Below are 19,688 nucleotides of genomic sequence, written 5' to 3'. Positions count from 1 at the left end.
CGGGGGACCCGAAGTTCCTTCGCATGATCCACCAGCGGGTTAGGGTCGGGAAAGTTTTCCCCAGGTGATCTTCCTCGGCGGAGGTGGGCGATGCACGGTCCCGAACTGAGCCGACGAGGGCTGTTCGCCCTGGCCACGGCGGGTGTGGCCACAGCCGTGCTCCCCGCGACCGCGTGGGCGGAGCAGGTGAGCGTGGTCGACGTCGGCGGGCGGCTCACGGCCGTCGCGGTGAATCCGGTCACCGGCTTGGTGTACGTGACCGACTCGAACTCCGGCTCCGTCGCCGTGATCGACCCGGCCGCGGGGCGCGTGACCACGATCATCACCGTCGGCGGCAAGCCCAGCGACGTCGCCGTGGACTCGGCCGCCAACCGCGTGTACGTGGCCAACCCGCCGGGCGGCACCGTGATCGCGCTCGACGCGCTGAGCCACCAGACGGTGAGCGTCATCGGCGCGGGCGCCGGCGCGTCGTCGCTCGCCGTGGACTCGGCGGCGAACAAGGTCTACGCCGTGAGCGGCACGAAGGGCACGCTCGCCGTCCTCGACACCCTCAGCCTCACCACGCTGCGGATGGTGGCGGCGCCGAAGCCGAGCCTCGCGGGCATCGCGCTCGACACCGGGCGGCGCGTCGCCTACTGCACGAGCCCCACCACCGACTCGGTCGAGGTGTACGACATCGACGCCGGCAAGTTCACCGGCAGCGCCGGGGTCGGCGCGTCACCCACGGGAGTGGTGGTGCACGAGGCGAGCGGCACCGTGTTCGTGGCCAACTCGGCGATCCACCACATGTCCATTGTGGACGCCGTGACGCGCAAGCAGAGCAAGACCGTGCTGCTGCGCAGCGAAGCTTCGGCGATCGCCGTGCACCAAGGCACTGACATGATCTACACCAACGGCGGCCAGAACGGACTGTCCCGCGTGGACGGCAAGGCCGGCGTGCTGACGGGCGAGCTGAGCCTCGGCGTGAATCCGGGCGACGTCGCGGTCGACCAGCGTTCGCGCGCTGTTTACGTGACGGATCCCTTGCACGGAACCGTTTCCGTCATCCACAATTTCTGACCGCGCAGCTGGTGTAACTCCAGGTATACGTTCGGTTTTATGAAACTCGGACTGCAGATCCCCAACTTCACCTGGCCGAACGGTCCGTCGAAGCTCGGCGCCGACCTGGCCTCCGTCGCGCGCTCGGCCGACCAGGCCGGCTTCGAGTACCTGGCCGTGATGGACCACTTCTTCCAGATCCGCGGCGTCGGGCCGAGCGAGAACGAGATGCTCGAGGCGTACACGGCGCTGGGCTTCCTCGCCGCGCACACCGAGCGCGCGAAGCTGCTCACGGTGATCACCGGCGTGATCTACCGCCACCCGGGCCTGCTCGCGAAGGCCATCACCACGCTGGACGTGCTCTCCGGCGGCCGCGCGGTGCTCGGCATCGGCGCCGGCTGGAACGAGGAGGAGTCGAAGGGCCTCGGCTTCCCGTTCCCGTCCACCGCCGAGCGCTTCGAGCTGCTCGAGGAGAACCTGCAGTACATCCTGCAGATGTGGGCCGACGGCGACGCCGCGTTCTCCAGCAAGCACTTCGAGGCCGAGCGCCTGCTGAACTCGCCCCAGCCGATCACGCGCCCCCACCCGCCGATCATGATCGGCGGCGGCGGGGAGAAGAAGACGCTGCGCTTCGTCGCCAAGTACGGCGACGCGTGCAACATCTTCAACGCCCCCGACGTGGAGCACAAGCTCGACGTGCTGAAGCAGCACTGCGAGAACGAGGGCCGCGACTACGACGAGATCACCAAGACCGTCTACCACACCCTCGACATCGGCCCGAACGGCGAGAAGACCGGCGAGCTCGTGGCGGAGCTGGAGCGCCTCCACGGCCTGGGCTTCCACGCGGCCATCGGCAGCATCCCGACGCTGCCGGACGTCTCGGCGATCGAGAAGTTCGCCACGGACGTCATCCCGGCGGTCGAGAAGCTGGGATGAAACTCGGACTGCACCTCCCCCAGCTGACCTGGCCGAACGGTCCGGCGGCACTCGGGCCCGACCTCGCCACGGTGGCTCGGGCCGTCGACGAGGCCGGGTTCGAGTACCTGTCGGTGATGGACCACTTCTTCCAGATCTCGCGCTACGGCCCGCCGGAGCGCGAGATGCTGGAGGCGTACACGACGCTGGGCTTCCTCGCCGCGCACACGTCGCGCGTCAAGCTGCTCACGCTCGTCAGTGGCGTGATCTACCGGCACCCGGGCCTGCTCGCGAAGGCCGTCACGACGCTCGACGTGCTGTCGGGCGGGCGCGCCATCCTCGGCATCGGCGCCGGCTGGAACGAAGAGGAATCCCGCGGCCTCGGCTTCCGCTTCCCGCCGCTCAAAGAGCGCTTCGAACAGCTGGAAGACGCCCTGCGCTACGTCCTGCAGATGTGGGCCGACGGCGACGACGCGTTCTCCGGCAAGCACTTCGAAGGCGAGCGCCTGCTCAACTCGCCGCAGTCCCTGCAACGCCCCCACCCGCCGATCCTGATCGGCGGCAGCGGCGAGAAGAAGACGCTGCGGTTCGTCGCGCAGTACGCCGACCTCTGCAACCTCTTCCCCGGTCCCGACCTGGCGCACAAGCTCGACGTGCTCAAGCAGCACTGCGACGCCGTCGGCCGCGACTACGACGAGATCACCAAAACCGTCGCGCTGTGGCTCGACATCGGCGAGAACGGCGAGAAGACCGGGCAGCTCCTCGACGAGCTGGGCCAGCTCGCCGAGCTCGGCATCCACGCCGCCACGGGGTGGATCCCGGGCGTGCCCGATCCGCGGGTGATCGAGAAGTTCGCGACGGATGTCATCCCGGCGGCTGAAAAGCTCTAGACCACCCTCGCGACGCAGCAACAGTCCCGCGCCGGGGTGCGGGAAAAACCCACGCACCCCGGCGCGGCGTTACTCTCCGCACACGGCTCCGGCAAGGTAAAGACCACGCCAATCCCCCGCTCCCACCAGGAGAACAGGCCGGGAAAAGCGTTGCGGGCCGGGCTGAGCACATCTCATTCAGAAAACGGTGCTCCACCCCTCACACGCTCGCTGTAACGAGCCCCCGCTGGTCATCGACGTGTCTAGCACGCAAGCCGCGAGCCGAGGAGCCCGTTGATGACCACATGCCGACTCTGCGGTTCGACAGCTCTGGTGAGTGTCGTCGATCTCGGAGCGACCCCGCCGTGTGAGCGGTTCCTGACCGCGGAACAGCTGGCCGAGCCCGAGAACACCTACCCGCTGCACCTGCAGGTCTGCACGGAGTGCTGGCTGGCGCAGATCCCGCCGCTGATCACTCCCGAGGACACGTTCACCGATTACGCGTACTTCTCGTCGTACTCGACGTCGTGGGTGGAGCACGCGCGCCAGTACGTCACCGAATCGGCCGAGCGGCTCGGGCTGGGGCCCGACTCGTTCGTGGTCGAGGTGGCGAGCAACGACGGTTACCTCCTGCAGCACGTCGTCGAGCGGGGCATCCGGTGCCTGGGTGTCGAGCCGTCGGTGAACGTCGGGCAGGCGGCGCGCGACAAGGGCGTGCCGACGAAGACGGCGTTCCTCAGTCCCGAGACGGGGCGCGACGTTCGCGAGGAACACGGGCCGGCGGACCTGGTCGCGGCGAACAACGTCTACGCGCACATCCCCGACATCATCGGCTTCACCCACGGCCTGCGCGCCCTGGTCGCCGACGACGGCTGGATCAGCATCGAGGTGCAGCACCTGCTCACGCTGATCAGCGAGAACCAGTACGACACGATCTACCACGAGCACTTCCAGTACTACACCGTGGAATCCGCGCGCCGGGCGCTCGCGGTCGGCGGACTGTCCGTTGTGGACGTCGAGCTGCTGCCCACGCACGGTGGCTCGATCCGCCTGTGGGCGCGGCCCATGGAGGTCGCCGGCGAGCCGAGCGCGCGGATGGTCGACGTGCTGGCGCGCGAGAAGGCCGCGGGCCTGCACGAGCTGTCGGGCTACACCGAGTTCGCCGAGCGCGTCACGCGCGTGCGCCTCGACCTGCTGGAGTTCCTGGTCAAGGCGGCCAAGGAGGGCAAGACCGTGGTGGGCTACGGCGCACCCGGCAAGGGCAACACGCTGCTGAACCACTGCGGCATCCGGCCCGACGTGCTGGCTTACACCGTCGACCGCAACCCGTACAAGCACGGCCGGTTCACCCCGGGCACGCGCGTGCCGATCCTCGAGCCCGAGCGCATCGCGGCCGACAAGCCCGACTACGTCCTCGTCCTTCCCTGGAACCTCAGGAAGGAACTCACCGAACAACTGTCCTATGTAGACGACTGGGGCGGGCGGCTCGTGTTCCCGATTCCCCGTCTCGAGATCGTCGAGGTGAACAATTGAAGGTAGTCCTGTTCTGCGGCGGCTACGGCATGCGGATGCGCAACGGAGACGCCTCCGACGTGCCCAAGCCGATGGCCATGGTCGGGCCGAGACCGCTGATCTGGCACGTGATGCGCTACTACGCGCACTTCGGCCACACCGAGTTCGTGCTGTGCCTGGGCTACGGCGCCCACCACATCAAGGAGTTCTTCCTCAACTACAAGGAGACGACGTCCAACGACTTCGTGCTCCGCGACGGAAAACCCGAACTCCTGAGCACCGACATCTCCGACTGGACCATCTCCTTCGTGCAGACCGGCATCGAGTCGCCGATCGGCGAGCGCCTGCGCCGCGTGCGCCAGTACCTCGACGGCGACGAGATGTTCCTCGCCAACTACGCCGACGTGCTGACCGACGCGCCGCTGGACAGGATGGTGGAGCGCTTCGAGCAGACCGACGCCGGCGCGTCGATGATGGTCGTGCCGCCGCAGTCGTCGTTCCACTGCGTGGAGATGGACGAGGGCGGGCTCATCGGCTCGATCACGCCGGTCAGCGACATGCCGCTGTGGGAGAACGGCGGGTACTTCGTGCTGCGCCAGGAGATCTTCGACCACATCCAGGAGAACGGCGACCTGGTCGCCGACGGCTGCGGCGAGCTCGCCAAGCGCGGCCGGCTGCTGGCCTACCCGTACCGCGGGTTCTGGAAGCCGACCGACACCGTGAAGGAACGCTTCGCGCTCGACGAGGGCTACACCCGCGGCGACCGGCCGTGGGCGCTGTGGGAACGGGACCGGGTGCACGCGTGATCAAGCTCGGCGCGGAAAAGCTCGACAGCGTCGTGGTGCTGGGTGCGCACTGCGACGACATCGCCATCGGCGCCGGCGGGACGCTGCTCACGATCTGCGAGCAGCGGCCCGGCCTCCGCGTCGACGCGCTGGTGCTGTCGGGCGGCGGCACCGAACGCGAGGCCGAGGAACGGGCGGCGCTCGCCGCGTTCTGCCCGGGCGCGGACCTCGACGTCACGGTGCTGAAGCTCCCCGACGGCCGCCTCCCGGCTCACTGGGACGAGGCCAAGAACGCGCTGGAAGAGCTCAAGCAGCGCACCGACCCGGACGTGGTCTTCGCACCGCGCACCGTCGACGCGCACCAGGACCACCGCGGCCTCGCGCAGCTGGTGCCCACGGTCTACCGCGGGTACCTGGCGCTGGGCTACGAGATCGTGAAGTGGGACGGCGACCTCGGCCGCCTCCCGGCCTACGTCCCGCTCGCGGACGAGCTGGCCGAGCAGAAGGTGCGGCTGTTGCAGGAGCACTACGCCTCCCAGCGCCACCGCCCCTGGTACGACCGCGAGGCCTTCCTGGGCCTCGCCCGCATCCGCGGCATCGAATGCCAGCAGCGGTACGCGGAAGCGTTCGAACTGAACAAACTCGTTCTCGACCTGAGGGGCTGACTGACATGCGGGTGTTGCTGACCGGGCACACGGGATACCTCGGCACGGTGATGGCGCCGGTGCTCACCGAAGCCGGACACGACGTCGTCGGCCTCGACTCCGGGCTCTTCGCGGGCTGCCTCCTGGGGCCGGCTCCGAAGGACCTGCCGTCGATCACCGTCGACCTGCGCGACGTGCGGCCCGAGCACATCGAGGGCTTCGACGCGGTGATCCACCTGGCCGCGCTGTCGAACGACCCGCTGGGCTCGCTCGCGCCGGAGCTCACCTACGACATCAACCACCACGCGTCGGTCCGGCTCGCCCGGCTGGCCAAGGACGCCGGCGTCGGCCGGTACCTGTACGCGTCCACCTGCTCGGTCTACGGCGCCTCGGGCGGCGGCGGCCTGGTCGACGAGGACGCGCCGCTGCGGCCGGTCACGCCGTACGCGGAGTCGAAGGTGCGCGTGGAGGACGAGGTCTCGAAGCTCGCGGATGACGGCTTCACCCCGGTGTACATGCGCAACGCCACCGCGTTCGGCTTCTCGCCGCGGCTGCGCGCCGACATCGTCCTCAACAACCTCGTGGGCCACGCCTACCTCTCCGGCGAGGTTCTCGTGCTGTCCGACGGCACGCCGTGGCGCCCGCTGGTTCACGCGCGCGACATCGCCCGCGCCTTCACCGCCGCGCTCGACGCGCCGCGCGAGGCCGTGCACAACAAGGCGTTCAACATCGGCACCGAGCGCAACAACGTCACAGTGGCGGAGATCGCTCAGGAGGTCGTGGAGGCCGTGCCCGGCTCCAAGCTGCGCATCACCGGCGAGGCCGGCGCCGACCCGCGCTCGTACCGCGTGGACTTCTCGCGCTTCCGCGAGGCGATCCCGGGCTTCGAGTGCGAGTGGGGCGTTAAGGACGGCGCGCTGCAGCTGATCGACGCCTACCGCGCCTACGAGCTCACCAAGGAGCAGTTCGAGCGCCGCTTCACGCGACTCAACTGGCTGTCCGACCGTCAGGCTGCGGGAGCCGTCGACGACACGCTGCGGCAGCGCTGATGCTCACGGGGGGCGAGATGCACGCGCTGGTGGAGCGGCTTTACCCGCTCTGCCGCAGCATCACGGGGGACGGCGTCCGGCAGACGCTGGCGATCGTCGGTGAGCACCTGGACCTGAAGGTGCACGAGGTGCCCACCGGCACGCAGGTGCTGGACTGGACCGTGCCGCAGGAGTGGAACATCCGCGACGCGTACGTCGCGGATGCCTCCGGCCGGCGCGTGATCGACTTCCGCGAGTCGAACCTGCACGTGGTCGGCTACAGCGTGCCGGCGGACGAGACGATGAGCCTCGCCGAGCTCCGCGGGCGCCTGCACACGCTGCCCGAAAGCCCCTCCTGGGTCCCCTACCGGACCAGCTACTACTCGCCCACCTGGGGTTTCTGCGTCGCGCAGGACGTGCTCGACGCGTTGCCCGAGGGCGATTACCACGTGAAGATCGACTCGACGCTGGCCGACGGCTCGCTCACCTACGGCGAGCACGTCGTGCCCGGCGAGGTGGGCGACGAGGTGATCGTGTCGTGCCACGTCTGCCACCCGTCGCTGGCCAACGACAACCTCGCGGGCATTGCGGTGGCCGTGTCGCTGGCACAGGGGCTGGCGGCGGAAAAGCCGCACTTCACGTACCGGTTCCTGTTCATGCCGGGCACGATCGGCGCGATCACGTGGCTCGCGCGCAACGCCGAGCACGTCGACCGCGTGAAGCACGGCGTGGTGCTGGCCTGCGCCGGCGACCGCGGCTCGTTGACGTACAAGCAAAGCCGCCGCGGTGACGCCGACATCGACCGCGTGATGGCCCACGTGCTCAAGGACAAGCCGCACGAGATCCGCGCGTTCTCGCCGTACGGCTACGACGAGCGGCAGTTCTGCTCCCCCGGCTTCAACCTGGGCGTCGGGTCCCTCACGCGCACGCCGTACGCGGGTTACCCGGAGTACCACACGTCGGCCGACAACCCGGCCTTCGTCTCGCCGGAGGCCATGGAGGACACGCTCGACACGCTGCAGACGGCGTTCTCGGTGCTGGAGCGCAACCGCCGTTACGTGAACCTCAGTCCCTACGGCGAGCCGCAGCTCGGCAAGCGCGGGCTGTACGACTCGCTCGGCGGCCGCAGCGACGCCAAGGAAGCGCAGATGGCGATGCTGTGGGTGCTGTCCTACTCCGACGGCGAGCACAGCCTCCTCGACATCGCCGAACGCGCGGACCTGCCGTTCGGCGCCGTGGCCACCGCGGCCCAGGCCCTGCAGGTCGCCGGCCTGCTCAAGGAGTGAGGCCGAGTGCCTCCGATCCTGCGTTCGCGGGCCGTCCGCGCCATGGCGGGGCGGCTGAGCTGGGGCCTGGGCGACCAGGCCGTGTCGAGCCTGACCAATTTCGTGGTGGGCCTCTACGTCGCGCGATCGCTGGGTGCGGCGGCGTTCGGCCTGTTCAGCATCGCGTGGGTCACCTACGGCGTGATCCTCAACGTCTCGCGCGGCCTGGCCACCGACCCACTGATGGTGCGGTTTTCCGGGGTTCCCAAGGCGCGCTGGCGCGAGGCGCTCGGCCAGGCCGTGGGCACGGCGCTGCTCGTGGGTGTCGCGAGCGGGATCGTGAGTGTCCTGTTCGGACTGATCGTGGGCGGGTCGCTGGGCGGCGCGTTCGTGGCGCTCGGCGTGGTGCTGCCGTTCCTGCTGGTGCAGGACTCGTGGCGGTTCGGCTTCTTCGCGGCGGGTACCGGGCAGAAGGCGTTCGTGAACGACGGCATCCAGGCCGTGGCGCTGTTCCCGGCGCTGGTGATCGGTGCACGCTACGGCACCGTGGTCGCGTTCCTGCTGGCCTGGGGCTGTTCGGCCGGGGTCGCGGCGGCGTTCGGGTGGGTGCAGACGAGCGTGCTGCCGCGGCTGGCCGGGGTGCGCGCGTGGCTGCGCGACCACCGCGAGCTGGGCGTGCGCTACCTGCTGGAGAACGTGAGCAACAGCGGGTCTTCGCAGCTGCGCGCGTACGGGCTGGGTGCGGTCGCCGGTCTCGCCGCCGTCGGCACGGTGCGCGGTGCGGAGCAGCTGCTCGGGCCGTTTCTCGCGTTGCTGATGGGGCTTTCGCTGGTCACGGTGGCCGAAGGCGCGCGGGTGCTGCAGCGCTCGCCGCACCGGCTGTGGCACTTCTGCGTGGTCCTCGGCGGCGTGCAGGCCGCGGCCGCGCTGGCGTGGGGCCTCGGGCTGCTGCTGCTCATCCCGGCCGAGGCGGGCCGGTTCGTGCTCGGTTCGCTGTGGGACACGTCGTCGCTGCTGATCCTGCCGGTGACGTTCGCCGTGGTCGGCGCGAGCTTCACAACCGGCGCGACGGCGGGCCTGCGCGCGCTGGGCACGGCGAAGCGCAGCCTGCGTTCGCAGCTGATCGCTTCGGTGTTCTACGTCGTGTTCGGCTTGATCGGGGCCGCTCTGGGCGGTGCCGCCGGGTCGGAGTGGGGTGTCGCGATCGCGACGATCACCGGCTCGGCCGTGTGGTGGTGGCAGCTGCGGATCGCGCTGCGCGACCACTTCGCCATCGCGGAGAACGTCCCCGCCACGCCGGCGCCGCGCACGGGCGAGCACTCCCTCGAGTTCCGCCCGGTTTCAGGATCGTTCAGCCATGAAGAGCTTCATTCGGCGTCAGACGGAATGACAGAAATGAGAACGGGATGAGCGCGGTTCCCCGGCTGACCATCGGTCTGCCCGTGTACAACGGCGAGGAGTTCCTGGGCGAGGCGCTCGACGCGTTGCTCGGTCAGACGTACGAGGACTTCGAACTGGTCATCTCCGACAACGCGTCGGCCGACGGCACCGAAGAGATCTGCCGCCAGTACGCGGGCAAGGACTCGCGCATCCGCTACGTGCGCCAGGCCCGCAACATCGGCGCGACGCCCAACCACAACGTGCTGCTCGACATGGCGCGCGGCGAGCTGTTCAAGTGGGCCTCGCACGACGACCTCTACGGGCGCGAACTGCTGGCCAAGTGCATCGCGGCGCTCGACGAGCGGCCCGAGGTGATCCTGGCTCACTCGCACCAGGCGATCATCGACGAGAACGGCGCGGTGACCGTGCCGCTGGACTACGTGCACAAGACCGATGCGCCGCGGCCGTCGACGCGGTTCAAGAGCCTGCTGTTCGAACCCGGCGGCGACGACTTCTACGGCGTGATGCGCACCGACGTGCTGCGCCGCGTCACGCCGATGGACAGCTACCACCACGCCGACCGCACCTACGTGGCCGAGCTGGCGCTGCACGGGCCGTTCCACCAGGTGCCGGAGCTGTTGTACTTCCGCCGCGACCACCCGGACCGCGCCGAACGCGCGAATCCGAGCAAGCGCTCGCGGTGCGCGAACCTCGACCCGAAGCGCGGCAACCCGATCACGAACCCGACGGCGCGGCTGCTGGCCGAGTACGTGTGGGGTTACGTGCACGGCATCCGCAAGGCGCCGCTGTCTTCGCGCGAACGCCGGGCGTGTTACCTCGCGCTGGTCGAGTGGTTCACGAGCCGCGCGCGCCCGGGCGGCGCCGGGGAGCGGGTGGAGGACCGCGCGCCGGTGGCGGCCGACGAGCTGTCGATGACCGTCGACCTGGTCGTGGCCGGCCGCGAACGGCGGGTTTCGTGACCACACGCGTCGGTGTGTTCGGGCTCCTGGGCTCGGGCAACCTCGGCAACGACGGGTCGCTGGAAGCCGTGCTCGGTTTCCTGCGCGCGGAACACCCGGACGCCGCGGTGTCGGCGTTCTGCGGCGGCCCGGACGTCGTGCAGGCCCGCTACGGCGTGCCCGCCACCCGGCTGAACTGGTACTCCGATGAGTACCGCACGGCGGCCGGCGTGCGCGCGATCGCCACGAAGGCGCTGGGCAAGCTCGTCGACGTGGTGCGCACGGCACGCTGGGTGCGCCGCCAGCACGTGGTGATCGTGCCGGGCATGGGCGTGCTGGAGGCGACGCTCCCGTTGCGACCGTGGGGTTTCCCCTACGCGTTGTTCCTGCTTTCGCTGCTGGGGCGGCTGTTCGGCACGAAGGTGGCGCTCGTCAGCGTGGGCGCCGACCGGATCACCATGCCGGCCACGCGGTTCCTGGTGCGGCAGGCGGCGCAGCTCGCCGCGTACCGGTCCTACCGCGACGAGCTGTCGCGTTCGGCCATGGCGGACATGGGCGTGCGGACCGCGGGTGACAACGTGTACCCGGACCTGGCGTTCTCGTTGCCGACGCCGGTCGCGGACGAAGACCCCCGGGCCGTGGGGGTCGGCGTGATGGCCTACTTCGGCGGGAACGACGACCGGGCGCGGGGCGAGGAGATCTACCGGTCCTATGTGGACTCGCTGACGGAGTTCGTGCGGTACCTCGTGGCCGACCGCCGGCCGGTGCGGCTGTTCATCGGCGACCGGGCCGACCTCGCCGTGGTGGACGAGATCGTGGCCGAGGTGGACTCACCGCTGGTCACGGCCGAGCCGCCGGGGTCACTGGGCGAGCTGATGACCGCGATGGCCGGCGTCGGCACGGTCGTGGCCACGCGCTACCACAACGTGCTGTGCGCGCTGAAGGCCGGGAAACCGACCGTCGCGATCGGGTACGCGAAGAAGAACGACGTGCTGATGGCCGAAATGGGCCTCGGCGAGTTCTGCCAGGAAGCGCGGTCGGTGGACGTGCCGCGGCTGATCGCGCAGTTCGAGGAGCTGGAACACCGCGCGACGGAACTGAAAACGACGCTGGACGAACGCAACGAGGACAACAAGCAACGGCTGAAATCCCAGTTCGCCGTGTTGTCGTCCACACTGTTCCCCTTTTCGGAGGCCCGATGAAAGCCATTCCCGTGCCGGCGATCTCCGGCCTGATCCTCTTCCAGCCGACGCCGCACCGCGACGAACGCGGGTTCTTCTCGCGCACGTTCGACGCGGACGTCGCGCGGTCCGTCGGCATCGACCCGGACGCGTTCGTGCAGGACAGCGTGTCGCGGTCCGTGCGGGGCGTGGTGCGCGCGATGCACCTGCGCTCGGGCGACGGCGAGGCGAAACTGGTGCGGTGCTCGTTCGGCGAGGTGTTCGACGTGGTCGTGGACCTTCGGCCGGAGTCGCCGACCTTCCGGGCCATGGAGACGTTCCGGCTTTCCGGCGACACCCAGGTGAGCATTTACATCCCCGCCGGGTGCGCACACGGGTTTCAGGCACTTTCCGATATCGCTGATGTCTCGTATCGCATCGATCGCGTGCACAATCCGGACGAAGACGTCAGTATCGCCTATAACGACCCTCAACTCGCCATTCCGTGGCCGCTGCCGCCCACGCTGATGTCCGAACGCGACAAGACCGCGCCCTCGCTGGCTGAGGCGCTGCAGACCTAGAAGGTGACCACAATGGACCTGCCCCGCTCCCGTGCCGCGAACGAGCGGCTGCACCGGGTGATCCCCGGCGGCGCGCACACCTACGCCAAGGGTGAGGACCAGTACCCCGAGCACCTCGCGCCCGTGATCTCCCACGGCCGCGGCGCGCACGTGTGGGACGTCGACGGCAACGAGTACGTGGAGTACGGCTCGGGCCTGCGGTCGGTGAGCCTCGGGCACGCCCACCCGCGCGTGACCGAGGCCGTGCGCCGCGAGATCGAGCGGGGCAGCAACTTCGCGCGTCCGTCCATTGTGGAAGCCGAGGCCGCGGAGCGGTTCCTCGGGAACGTGCCGACCGCGGACATGGTCAAGTTCACCAAGAACGGCTCCGACGCGACGACGGCCGCCGTGCGGCTCGCGCGTGCCGTGACGGGCCGGCCGCTGGTCGCGTTGTGCGCCGACCACGCGTTCTTCTCCACCGACGACTGGTTCATCGGCACCACGGCCATGGCGGCCGGCATCCCGGGTGAGATCACGGACCTGACCGTGCGCTTCCCGTACGGCGACCTTGCGGCGACCGAAGCCCTGCTGCAGCAGCACGACGGGCAGATCGCGTGCCTGATCCTGGAGGCCGCGACGCAGCAGGACCCGCCCGACGGGTACCTCGCGGGCCTGCGCGACCTCGCCCACCGCCACGGCGCGCTGCTGGTCTTCGACGAGATGATCACCGGCTTCCGCTTCTCCGAGCACGGCGCGCAGGGGATGTTCGGCGTCACGCCGGACCTCTCGACGTTCGGCAAGGCGCTCGGCAACGGCTTCGCGGTGTCGGCACTGGCCGGCAAGCGCGAGTTCATGGAGCTCGGCGGCCTGCGCGACTCGCGCGACCGCGTGTTCCTCCTGTCCACCACCCACGGCGCCGAGACGCACTCGCTGGCCGCGGCGATCGCCGTGATGGACACCTACGAGGCCGAGGACGTCACCGCCCGGCTGCACGCGCTGGGTGCGCGGCTGGCCGCCGGCGTCCGCGAGGTGGCCGCGTCGCACGATGTGGCCGACCACGTGGTGGTGCGCGGCCGCGACAGCAACCTGGTCTTCGGCACGCTCGACGCGTCCGGCGCGCCGTCGCAGGACTACCGCACGTTGTTCCTGCGCCAGCTCGTGACGGGCGGCGTGCTGGGTCCGTCGTTCGTGGTCAGCGCGGCCCTGACGGACGCGGACATCGACCACACCGTCGAGGTCGTCTCCGGGGCCTGCGTGGTCTACCGCAAGGCCCTGGACGCGGGCGACCCGTCGCCGTGGCTGGGCGGGCGGCCGGTGAAGCCGGTGTTCCGCCGCAAGGCCTGAACTACTTGACGAGCACCAGGTAGGCGAACCCGAGCACACCCCGATACGCGGTGACGTACTCGCGTTCGCGGGTGTCGAGCCACTCGCGCGTCTCGGCGGCGCGTGGGTCGTCCGGGTTCGCCAGCAGCCAGCGCAGCCGGCCGGCGCGGGAGGTGGACTCGAAGTCGTCCCATTCGCGCTGGTCGGCGGTGCTCAGGTGGAGCACGCGCCAGCCCGTGTCGCGGCAGGCGTCGAGGAGGTCGGGCAGCGGAAGGACGTCGTCGCCGAAGATTTCGTGGGCGGCGGGTGTGGGGTCGGCTGACCAGTAGCCGTCGCCGTAGAGCAGGTGGTCGGTGACGCCGGCGAGGGCGGCCAGCGCCTGGCGGGTGCCGCCGAAGGCGTGCGACGCGCCGATGCAGAGCGCGCGGTCGGCCCGGCTCTGCCAGGTGGCGGCGTCCTGCTCGACGAACTCGACCTGGGCGCCGCGCTCCTTCGCGGCGAGGCGGCCGCGTTCGATCGCCACCTCGTCGGTGTCCACGGCGATGCCTCGCGCGGCGGTGCCGTCGACCGCGCGGATCAGTAGCTCACCCCAGCCCGCGCCGAGGTCGACGACGGTGCCGTCGGTGACGTCGAGGCGGTCGAGCAGCAGGGCGGCGTGGGATTCGTCGAGCGGGGCGTTCCAGCGCATGGCGGAACGGCGGGAGAGCGTGAAGTCGTCGGGCACGGGCGACAGCCTCGCTGCCGGGCCGGACCGGTGTCACGTGGTTTTCCGGCGCCGGAGTGATCGACATCTCGGCTGAACGGAAGGTGAACCGAAGGGGTTTCTGGCACCGTGTCTCATTCATGAGCAACCCCTTGATCGCGCCGACCCAGGACTCGACGAAGGCGTATTCGGGCATCACGCTGCTGGAAGACGCCAACGATCTGAAGACGGCGATCGAGACCGGCGACTGGGCGTCGGTGGCGATGGGGGCGGTCGGGACGGCGCTGGACGCGCTGTCGATGGCGATGGACCCGTTCGGGGCGATCCTCGCGGCCGGCGTCGGGTGGCTGATGGAGCACGTCGGGCCGCTCAAGGAGGCGCTCAACGGGCTGACCGGCAACGCGGATCAGATCGCGGCGCAGTCGGAGACGTGGAAGAACGTCGCGGGTGAGCTGGAGGCCGTCGCGTCGGATCTGCAGGACATGGTCCAGGCGGATCTGCAGTCGTGGACGGGGGCGGCGGCGGATGCGTATCGGCAGCGGAGCCAGGATCTGGCGGCGTTGCTGGGCAGTGCGCAGAAGGGCACGGAGGGCGCGGCCAGCGGCGTGAAGACGGCTGGTGAGGTCGTGGGCGCGGTGCGGGCGCTGGTGCGCGACATCATCGCGGATCTGGTCGGGCACATGATCAGCTGGGCGTTGCAGGTGGTGTTCACGCTCGGGATCGGGTTGACGTGGGTGGTGCCGCAGGTGGTGAACGCGGTGGCCAAGACCGCGTCGAAGATCACCGACGTCACCACGAAGCTGATCAAAGCGCTGAAGGCGTTGATGCCGTTGCTGAAGAAGGCGGGCACGCTGTTCGAGGACGCGGGCAAGGCGTTGAAGGGGCTCAAGGGGGGCAAGATCTCGGCGCCGCCGAAGCCGAAGAGCATCGATGCGCCGCCGAAGGCACCCGACGTGAAGACGCCGCCGAAGGGCGGGGGCGACAGCACCACGGCGTCGGGTTACACGCCGCCGCCCAAGCACGACACTCCCCCGCCGGCCAAGAACGACGACGCGACGACGACGTCCAGTGCCGGGGACACGCCGCCGCCGGTCAAGAGCGACCCGCCGCCGGTGAAGACGGACGACTCGACCAGTGCGTCGAGCGCGGGTGGCACCCCGCCCCCGCCGGCCAGGAACAGCCCGCCGCCGAACGACTCCACGAGCGCGTCCAGCGCGGGCAACACCCCGCCGCCGGCGAAGAGCAGCCCGCCGCCGCTCGACCCGCCGCCGGCCGACCGCGGCCTGCCCGGCGGCGAAGGTGGCGGCAAGAGCGGGGGCAAGGACACCACGTCGGCGCAGAGCTCCATCAAGGACGCCAACACCACCCCGCGTTCGAACGACACCCCGACGGCCGACCGCCTCGCCTGCGGTGACCCGATCGACGTCTCCACGGGGCGGGTCATGCTCACGCAGGAGGACGTCCGGCTGGACGCGGCGCTGCCACTGGTCCTTTCGCGCACGCACCTGTCGTCGTACCGGATCGGGCGGGCCTTCGGCGCGTCGTGGGCCTCGACGCTCGACCAGCGGCTCGAAGCCGACGGCGACGCCGTGCACTTCGCGGCCGAAGACGGCACCTTCCTCGAATACCCGAAGCCCGTCGTCGGCGGCGAGGTGCTGCCCGTGACCGGCCCGGCGTGGCCGCTGACGCGCGGCATCGACGGCTCCTACGTGCTCACCCAGCCCGACCGCGGCCGCGCGCTGCTGTTCTCCGGCGCGACCGGGCGCCTGGTCACGGTGAGCACCATGGCCGGCGATCAGCACTTCCGCCTGTCCTACGACGACGCGGGCACGCTGACCGACCTGACGCACTCCGCGGGCCACCACGTCGGCGTGACCACCGACGGCGGCCGCGTCACCGAGCTGACGCTACTCAGCGGCGGTGCGCCGGTCGTGCTCGTGCGCTACGCCTACGACGAGCGCGCGAACCTGGCCGAGGTCCGTAACTCCTCGGACCTCCCGCTGCGCTTCGGCTACGACGCCGAGGGCCGGCTCGCGAGCTGGGAAGACCGCAACGGCATGTGGTACCGCTACTCCTACGACACGCAGGGCCGCTGCGTACGCGCCGAAGGCCGCGACGGCGACCTGCGCTACAGCCTCGCGTACGAGCCACGCCGCACCACGGCCGTCGACTCGCTCGGTGCCACCACGGTGTTCGACCTCAACGACGCGTTCCAGGTCGTCGCGGTCACCGACCCGCTTGGCTTCACGACGCGGATGGAGTGGGACGACCGCGACCGGCTGCTCTCGAGCACCGACGCGCTGGGTGCCACCACCCGCAACCACTACGACGACGCCGGCGACCTCGTGGCGATCGTGGCCGCCGACGGCTCCCGCACCACCGCCGAATACGACGACGAGCACCGCCCGGTGAAGGTCGTCGAGGCCGACGGCGCGGTGTGGCTGCGGGAGTACACAGAGGACGGTGACGTCGCGGCGGCCGTCGACCCGCTCGGCGCCCGCACGCGTTTCGAGTACGCGCGGCCGGGCCTGCCCGCCTCCGTCACCGGGCCGCTCGGCGAGACGACCCGCTACGAGTACGACGCCGCCGGCCTCCCGGTCGCGGTGACCGACGCCGTCGGCGCGACGCAGCGCACGGTCTTCGACCGCTTCGGCCGACCGGCCGCCGAAACCACCGCGCTGGGCGCGGTCACGCGCACCGCGTGGACCGTCGAGGGCGAGCGGCTGAGCGTCACGCGACCGGACGGCACGAGCGTGTCCTACCGCCACGACGGCGAAGGCAACCTCCGCGAAACCCGCGAAGCCACCACCGTCTCGCGCACGGACTACTCCGGGTTCGACCGGCCCGTCGCCGTGACCGCGGTCGACGGCTCGCACGTGGAACTGAGCTACGACACCGAAACCCGCGTCACGGGCGTGCGCAACGAGCTGGGCGCGCAGTGGCGCTACGAGTACGACGCCGCGGGCCGGCTCGCCGCCGACACCGATTACGACGGCCGCCGCCGCGCCTTCCGCTACGACGCGGCAGGCCGGCTGGTCGAGCAGACCTCGGCGAGCGGCCGGGTGCTGCGTTTCGGCTACGACGCGCTGGGCCGGATCGTGCGGCTCGACGCCGACGGTGCGGTCGCCACCTACGAGTACGACCCCGCCGGCCGGCTCGTCCGGGCCGTCAACGAGGACGCAGACCTGCGCCGCACCTACGATCCGGCCGGCCGCCTCGTCGAGGAGTCGGTGAACGGCCGCGTGCTGTCGTCCACTTTCGACGCTTCGGGCCGGCGCACTTCGCGCACGACACCGACCGGCGCTCACGCCGAATGGCGCCACGACGCGGCGGGCCGGCCGATCGCGCTGCTCACCGCGGGCCGCGAGCTCACCTCCGTGCGCGACCTCGAAGGCCGCGAAGTCGAGCGGCGGCTGGGGAACGTGCGGCTGCGCCAGGGCTGGGACGCCCGCGACCGGCTCGTCACGCAGACCCTCGCGAACGGCCGGCCACTGCAGCAACGCTCGCTGCACTACCGCCACGACGACACCGTGACCGCAATCGACGACGCCCTGACCGGGCAGCGGCAGCTGCGGCTGGACCCGATCGGCCGTCCGCTGGCCGTCGAGGGCCCCGCGAGCCGGGAGACCTACGGCTATGACGCGGCGGGCAACCTCGTGCAGCCGGGAAATCGCGCGTACGCCGGCAGCCTGCTCAAGCGCGATGACACCGCGGAGTACGAGTACGACCCCGACGGCAAGCTCGTGCTGCGCCGGACCGCCGAGGGCAACGAATGGCGGTACGAATGGGACGGTCATGAGCGGCTCGTCGCCGTGCACACCCCGGCCGGCCACCACTGGCGCTACCGCTACGACGCGCTCGGCCGCCGCGTCGCGAAGGAACTCCTCGACGCCACCGGCACCCTGCGCACCCGCACCGAGTTCACCTGGGACGGTGAGCAGCTGGCCGAGCAGGTCACCGACGGCGTGCGCGCGCTGGTCTGGCACACCGAGCCCGGCAGCGGCCGTGTGCTCACGCAGACCGAACGCGTGCTGCACCAGGCGAGCGGCGAATGGCGCGACCACAGCCTCCGCGGTGTGATCACCGACCTCGCCGGCGCCCCGACCGAGCTGCTCGACGCCGAACAGGGCCTGGTCTGGCACGGCACGCTCACCGCGTGGGGCGCCGCGAACGGTCCGATGCCGACGCCGCTGCGCTTCGCCGGGCAGTACCACGACGACGAAACGGGCCTGCACTACAACTTCCACCGCTACTACGACCCGAACGCGGCGCGGTACCTCAGCCCGGACCCGTCGGGCCTGAGCCCCGCGACCAACCCGTACGCCTACGTCGCCGACCCCGTCGGCTGGACCGACCCGCTGGGGCTGGCGCCGTGCAAGCTGTCGTTCGACCAGGCGCACAGCACGCCGGACGGGCCTTCGCTGAACCTGCGCGGGCCGCGCAAGTCGGGCAAGACGGGCCGGACGCCGAACAAGATCCGTGACGAGGAGAAGTTCAACGACATCGCGCAGACGGCCGGCGTGCCGAACCCGCACAAGCAGCGCCTGACGCTCGACGGCGACGCCCAGACGATGCTGGAGAACAACCGCGGGCTCGGCGGAAAGCTGCACGAGCACGCACGCGGTGAAGGTCTCGTCGACCCGGTGTCCAAGGACCGCCAGGCCGTCGAGGCGCTGGGCCGCAACGACCCGAACACGCGCAACTTCTGGGAGCAGCAGGACCGCCGCGACCAGCACACGGCGAACCAGGTGGCCGAGAACAACAAGCAGGACCACCGCGACGCCGACCGCGATCAGGAAGTGGACGACCGCTTGCGCCCCGTGATGGACAAGCACGAGGCGACGGGCTCGTTGCTGGACAAGTACGACGGCGTGGTCGTCGGCGGCAAGCACGACGGCAAGCACCCGGGCCTCGAGATGATGCGCGACAACATGGGCGACCTCAAGCAGAACGGCGTCAACAAGGTCTACCTGGAGAGCCTGCGCGACGACGCGCACAACGGCATGGTCAAGGACTACCTGAACTCCCCGCCCGGCAGCGAGATGCACCCGGACCTGAAGAAGTACCTCGACTCCAGCCCGAACGGCAAGCTGGTGGGGCAGGTGATCGAGTCGGCGAAGAAGGAGGGCGTCGACGTGATCGGCATCGGCGGCAACCCGGCGCGGCGCGATCTCGACGGCAGCGCCGGGCTGTTCCAGCGCCACGCGATGTTCAACTCCTACGGCGCCGAGTCGGTGCAGTACCACCAGGCGGCCAACCCGGGCAAGTACGTGATGGAGATCGGCGAGGCGCACGGCAAACCGCACAACTGGAACGGTGCCGCACCGGTCAACGTCGGCGGGGTCGACCTGCCGCCGAGGTCGGCCGGGATCGGCGACCTGCTCGGCGTGCCGCAGGTGAAGGGCGACGGCACGGGAGGCTCGTTCCAGCGGATCGACGGTTCCACGGATCTGAGCTGATCAGTCCACTTCGGAAATGATCCACTAATTGCGCAACTTCGCGGAAATGTGTTGTCAGGCAAGGGAGATTCACTCGTCGGGGCAGCCG

Annotated in this window: 15 protein-coding genes; 14 read left to right on the top strand and 1 reads right to left on the bottom strand. The window is 70.3% G+C overall.

The window, feature by feature from the left end; all coding sequences use genetic code 11:
- Window positions 1-90: 90 nt before the first annotated feature.
- The 13 genes from ACQPXB_RS03625 (at window position 91) to ACQPXB_RS03565 (ending at window position 13,459) form a co-directional block, all read left to right on the top strand.
- Complete coding sequence (locus tag ACQPXB_RS03625) at window positions 91-1,059, top strand: YncE family protein (protein ID WP_432849454.1); 969 nt, start codon at window positions 91-93, stop codon at window positions 1,057-1,059.
- A gap of 39 nt (window positions 1,060-1,098) precedes the next feature.
- The gene (locus ACQPXB_RS03620) at window positions 1,099-1,974 is read left to right on the top strand and encodes an LLM class F420-dependent oxidoreductase (protein WP_366575891.1); all 876 of its coding nucleotides are present in this window, start codon (window positions 1,099-1,101) and stop codon (window positions 1,972-1,974) included.
- On the top strand, window positions 1,971-2,843 hold the full coding sequence (locus ACQPXB_RS03615; protein WP_366575893.1) for an LLM class F420-dependent oxidoreductase: 873 nt from the start codon (window positions 1,971-1,973) through the stop codon (window positions 2,841-2,843). Before ACQPXB_RS03620 ends, ACQPXB_RS03615 begins: the two co-directional genes overlap by 4 nt.
- Before the next feature lie 276 nt (window positions 2,844-3,119).
- Window positions 3,120-4,355: a methyltransferase domain-containing protein gene (locus tag ACQPXB_RS03610; protein WP_432849451.1), complete on the top strand. Its 1,236-nt coding sequence runs from the start codon at window positions 3,120-3,122 to the stop codon at window positions 4,353-4,355.
- Window positions 4,352-5,140 carry a glucose-1-phosphate cytidylyltransferase gene (locus tag ACQPXB_RS03605; RefSeq protein ID WP_432849449.1) on the top strand — a complete coding sequence of 263 codons (789 nt, stop codon included), beginning with the start codon at window positions 4,352-4,354 and terminating at the stop codon, window positions 5,138-5,140. Before ACQPXB_RS03610 ends, ACQPXB_RS03605 begins: the two co-directional genes overlap by 4 nt.
- Window positions 5,137-5,784: a PIG-L deacetylase family protein gene (locus tag ACQPXB_RS03600; RefSeq protein ID WP_366575897.1), complete on the top strand. Its 648-nt coding sequence runs from the start codon at window positions 5,137-5,139 to the stop codon at window positions 5,782-5,784. Before ACQPXB_RS03605 ends, ACQPXB_RS03600 begins: the two co-directional genes overlap by 4 nt.
- A 5-nt stretch (window positions 5,785-5,789) precedes the next feature.
- The gene (locus tag ACQPXB_RS03595) at window positions 5,790-6,812 is read left to right on the top strand and encodes an NAD-dependent epimerase/dehydratase family protein (protein WP_432849446.1); all 1,023 of its coding nucleotides are present in this window, start codon (window positions 5,790-5,792) and stop codon (window positions 6,810-6,812) included.
- A complete protein-coding gene (locus ACQPXB_RS03590) occupies window positions 6,812-8,077 on the top strand; it encodes a DUF4910 domain-containing protein (protein WP_432849444.1) in 1,266 nt (421 codons plus the stop codon). Before ACQPXB_RS03595 ends, ACQPXB_RS03590 begins: the two co-directional genes overlap by 1 nt.
- Before the next feature lie 42 nt (window positions 8,078-8,119).
- Window positions 8,120-9,466: a hypothetical protein gene (locus tag ACQPXB_RS03585; protein WP_432857276.1), complete on the top strand. Its 1,347-nt coding sequence runs from the start codon at window positions 8,120-8,122 to the stop codon at window positions 9,464-9,466.
- On the top strand, window positions 9,463-10,416 hold the full coding sequence (locus ACQPXB_RS03580) for a glycosyltransferase family 2 protein (protein WP_366575901.1): 954 nt from the start codon (window positions 9,463-9,465) through the stop codon (window positions 10,414-10,416). The genes ACQPXB_RS03585 and ACQPXB_RS03580 overlap by 4 nt, the downstream gene beginning before the upstream one ends.
- A complete protein-coding gene (locus ACQPXB_RS03575; RefSeq protein WP_432849441.1) occupies window positions 10,413-11,597 on the top strand; it encodes a polysaccharide pyruvyl transferase family protein in 1,185 nt (394 codons plus the stop codon). The genes ACQPXB_RS03580 and ACQPXB_RS03575 overlap by 4 nt, the downstream gene beginning before the upstream one ends.
- Window positions 11,594-12,136, top strand: a complete 543-nt coding sequence (gene rfbC, locus ACQPXB_RS03570) for a dTDP-4-dehydrorhamnose 3,5-epimerase (protein WP_366575905.1) — start codon at window positions 11,594-11,596, stop codon at window positions 12,134-12,136. Before ACQPXB_RS03575 ends, rfbC begins: the two co-directional genes overlap by 4 nt.
- Before the next feature lie 12 nt (window positions 12,137-12,148).
- Window positions 12,149-13,459: a glutamate-1-semialdehyde 2,1-aminomutase gene (locus tag ACQPXB_RS03565; RefSeq protein ID WP_432849439.1), complete on the top strand. Its 1,311-nt coding sequence runs from the start codon at window positions 12,149-12,151 to the stop codon at window positions 13,457-13,459.
- Between the two features lies 1 nt (window position 13,460).
- Here ACQPXB_RS03565 and ACQPXB_RS03560 read toward each other — a convergent pair whose 3' ends face one another.
- A complete protein-coding gene (locus tag ACQPXB_RS03560) occupies window positions 13,461-14,162 on the bottom strand; it encodes an SAM-dependent methyltransferase (RefSeq protein ID WP_366575908.1) in 702 nt (233 codons plus the stop codon).
- A gap of 119 nt (window positions 14,163-14,281) precedes the next feature.
- On the opposite strand from ACQPXB_RS03560, the gene ACQPXB_RS03555 reads away from it, so the two are divergent.
- A complete protein-coding gene (locus ACQPXB_RS03555; RefSeq protein ID WP_432849437.1) occupies window positions 14,282-19,600 on the top strand; it encodes an RHS repeat-associated core domain-containing protein in 5,319 nt (1,772 codons plus the stop codon).
- Window positions 19,601-19,688: the final 88 nt, after the last annotated feature.

This window comes from Amycolatopsis sp. CA-161197 (assembly GCF_050942255.1).
Lineage (GTDB): Bacteria > Actinomycetota > Actinomycetes > Mycobacteriales > Pseudonocardiaceae > Amycolatopsis.
This window is presented reverse-complemented; position numbering and strand designations above follow the sequence as displayed.

What these genes read in the sequence shown, in the direction of transcription:
- rfbC (WP_366575905.1), top strand. Translation starts at nt 11,594, where the DNA reads ATGAAAGCCATTCCCGTGCCGGCGATCTCCGGCCTGATCCTCTTCCAG.
- ACQPXB_RS03625 (WP_432849454.1), top strand. Translation starts at nt 91, where the DNA reads ATGCACGGTCCCGAACTGAGCCGACGAGGGCTGTTCGCCCTGGCCACG.
- ACQPXB_RS03595 (WP_432849446.1), top strand. Translation starts at nt 5,790, where the DNA reads ATGCGGGTGTTGCTGACCGGGCACACGGGATACCTCGGCACGGTGATG.
- ACQPXB_RS03565 (WP_432849439.1), top strand. Translation starts at nt 12,149, where the DNA reads ATGGACCTGCCCCGCTCCCGTGCCGCGAACGAGCGGCTGCACCGGGTG.
- ACQPXB_RS03590 (WP_432849444.1), top strand. Translation starts at nt 6,812, where the DNA reads ATGCTCACGGGGGGCGAGATGCACGCGCTGGTGGAGCGGCTTTACCCG.
- ACQPXB_RS03620 (WP_366575891.1), top strand. Translation starts at nt 1,099, where the DNA reads ATGAAACTCGGACTGCAGATCCCCAACTTCACCTGGCCGAACGGTCCG.
- ACQPXB_RS03615 (WP_366575893.1), top strand. Translation starts at nt 1,971, where the DNA reads ATGAAACTCGGACTGCACCTCCCCCAGCTGACCTGGCCGAACGGTCCG.
- ACQPXB_RS03585 (WP_432857276.1), top strand. Translation starts at nt 8,120, where the DNA reads ATGGCGGGGCGGCTGAGCTGGGGCCTGGGCGACCAGGCCGTGTCGAGC.
- ACQPXB_RS03610 (WP_432849451.1), top strand. Translation starts at nt 3,120, where the DNA reads ATGACCACATGCCGACTCTGCGGTTCGACAGCTCTGGTGAGTGTCGTC.
- ACQPXB_RS03580 (WP_366575901.1), top strand. Translation starts at nt 9,463, where the DNA reads ATGAGCGCGGTTCCCCGGCTGACCATCGGTCTGCCCGTGTACAACGGC.
- ACQPXB_RS03555 (WP_432849437.1), top strand. Translation starts at nt 14,282, where the DNA reads ATGAGCAACCCCTTGATCGCGCCGACCCAGGACTCGACGAAGGCGTAT.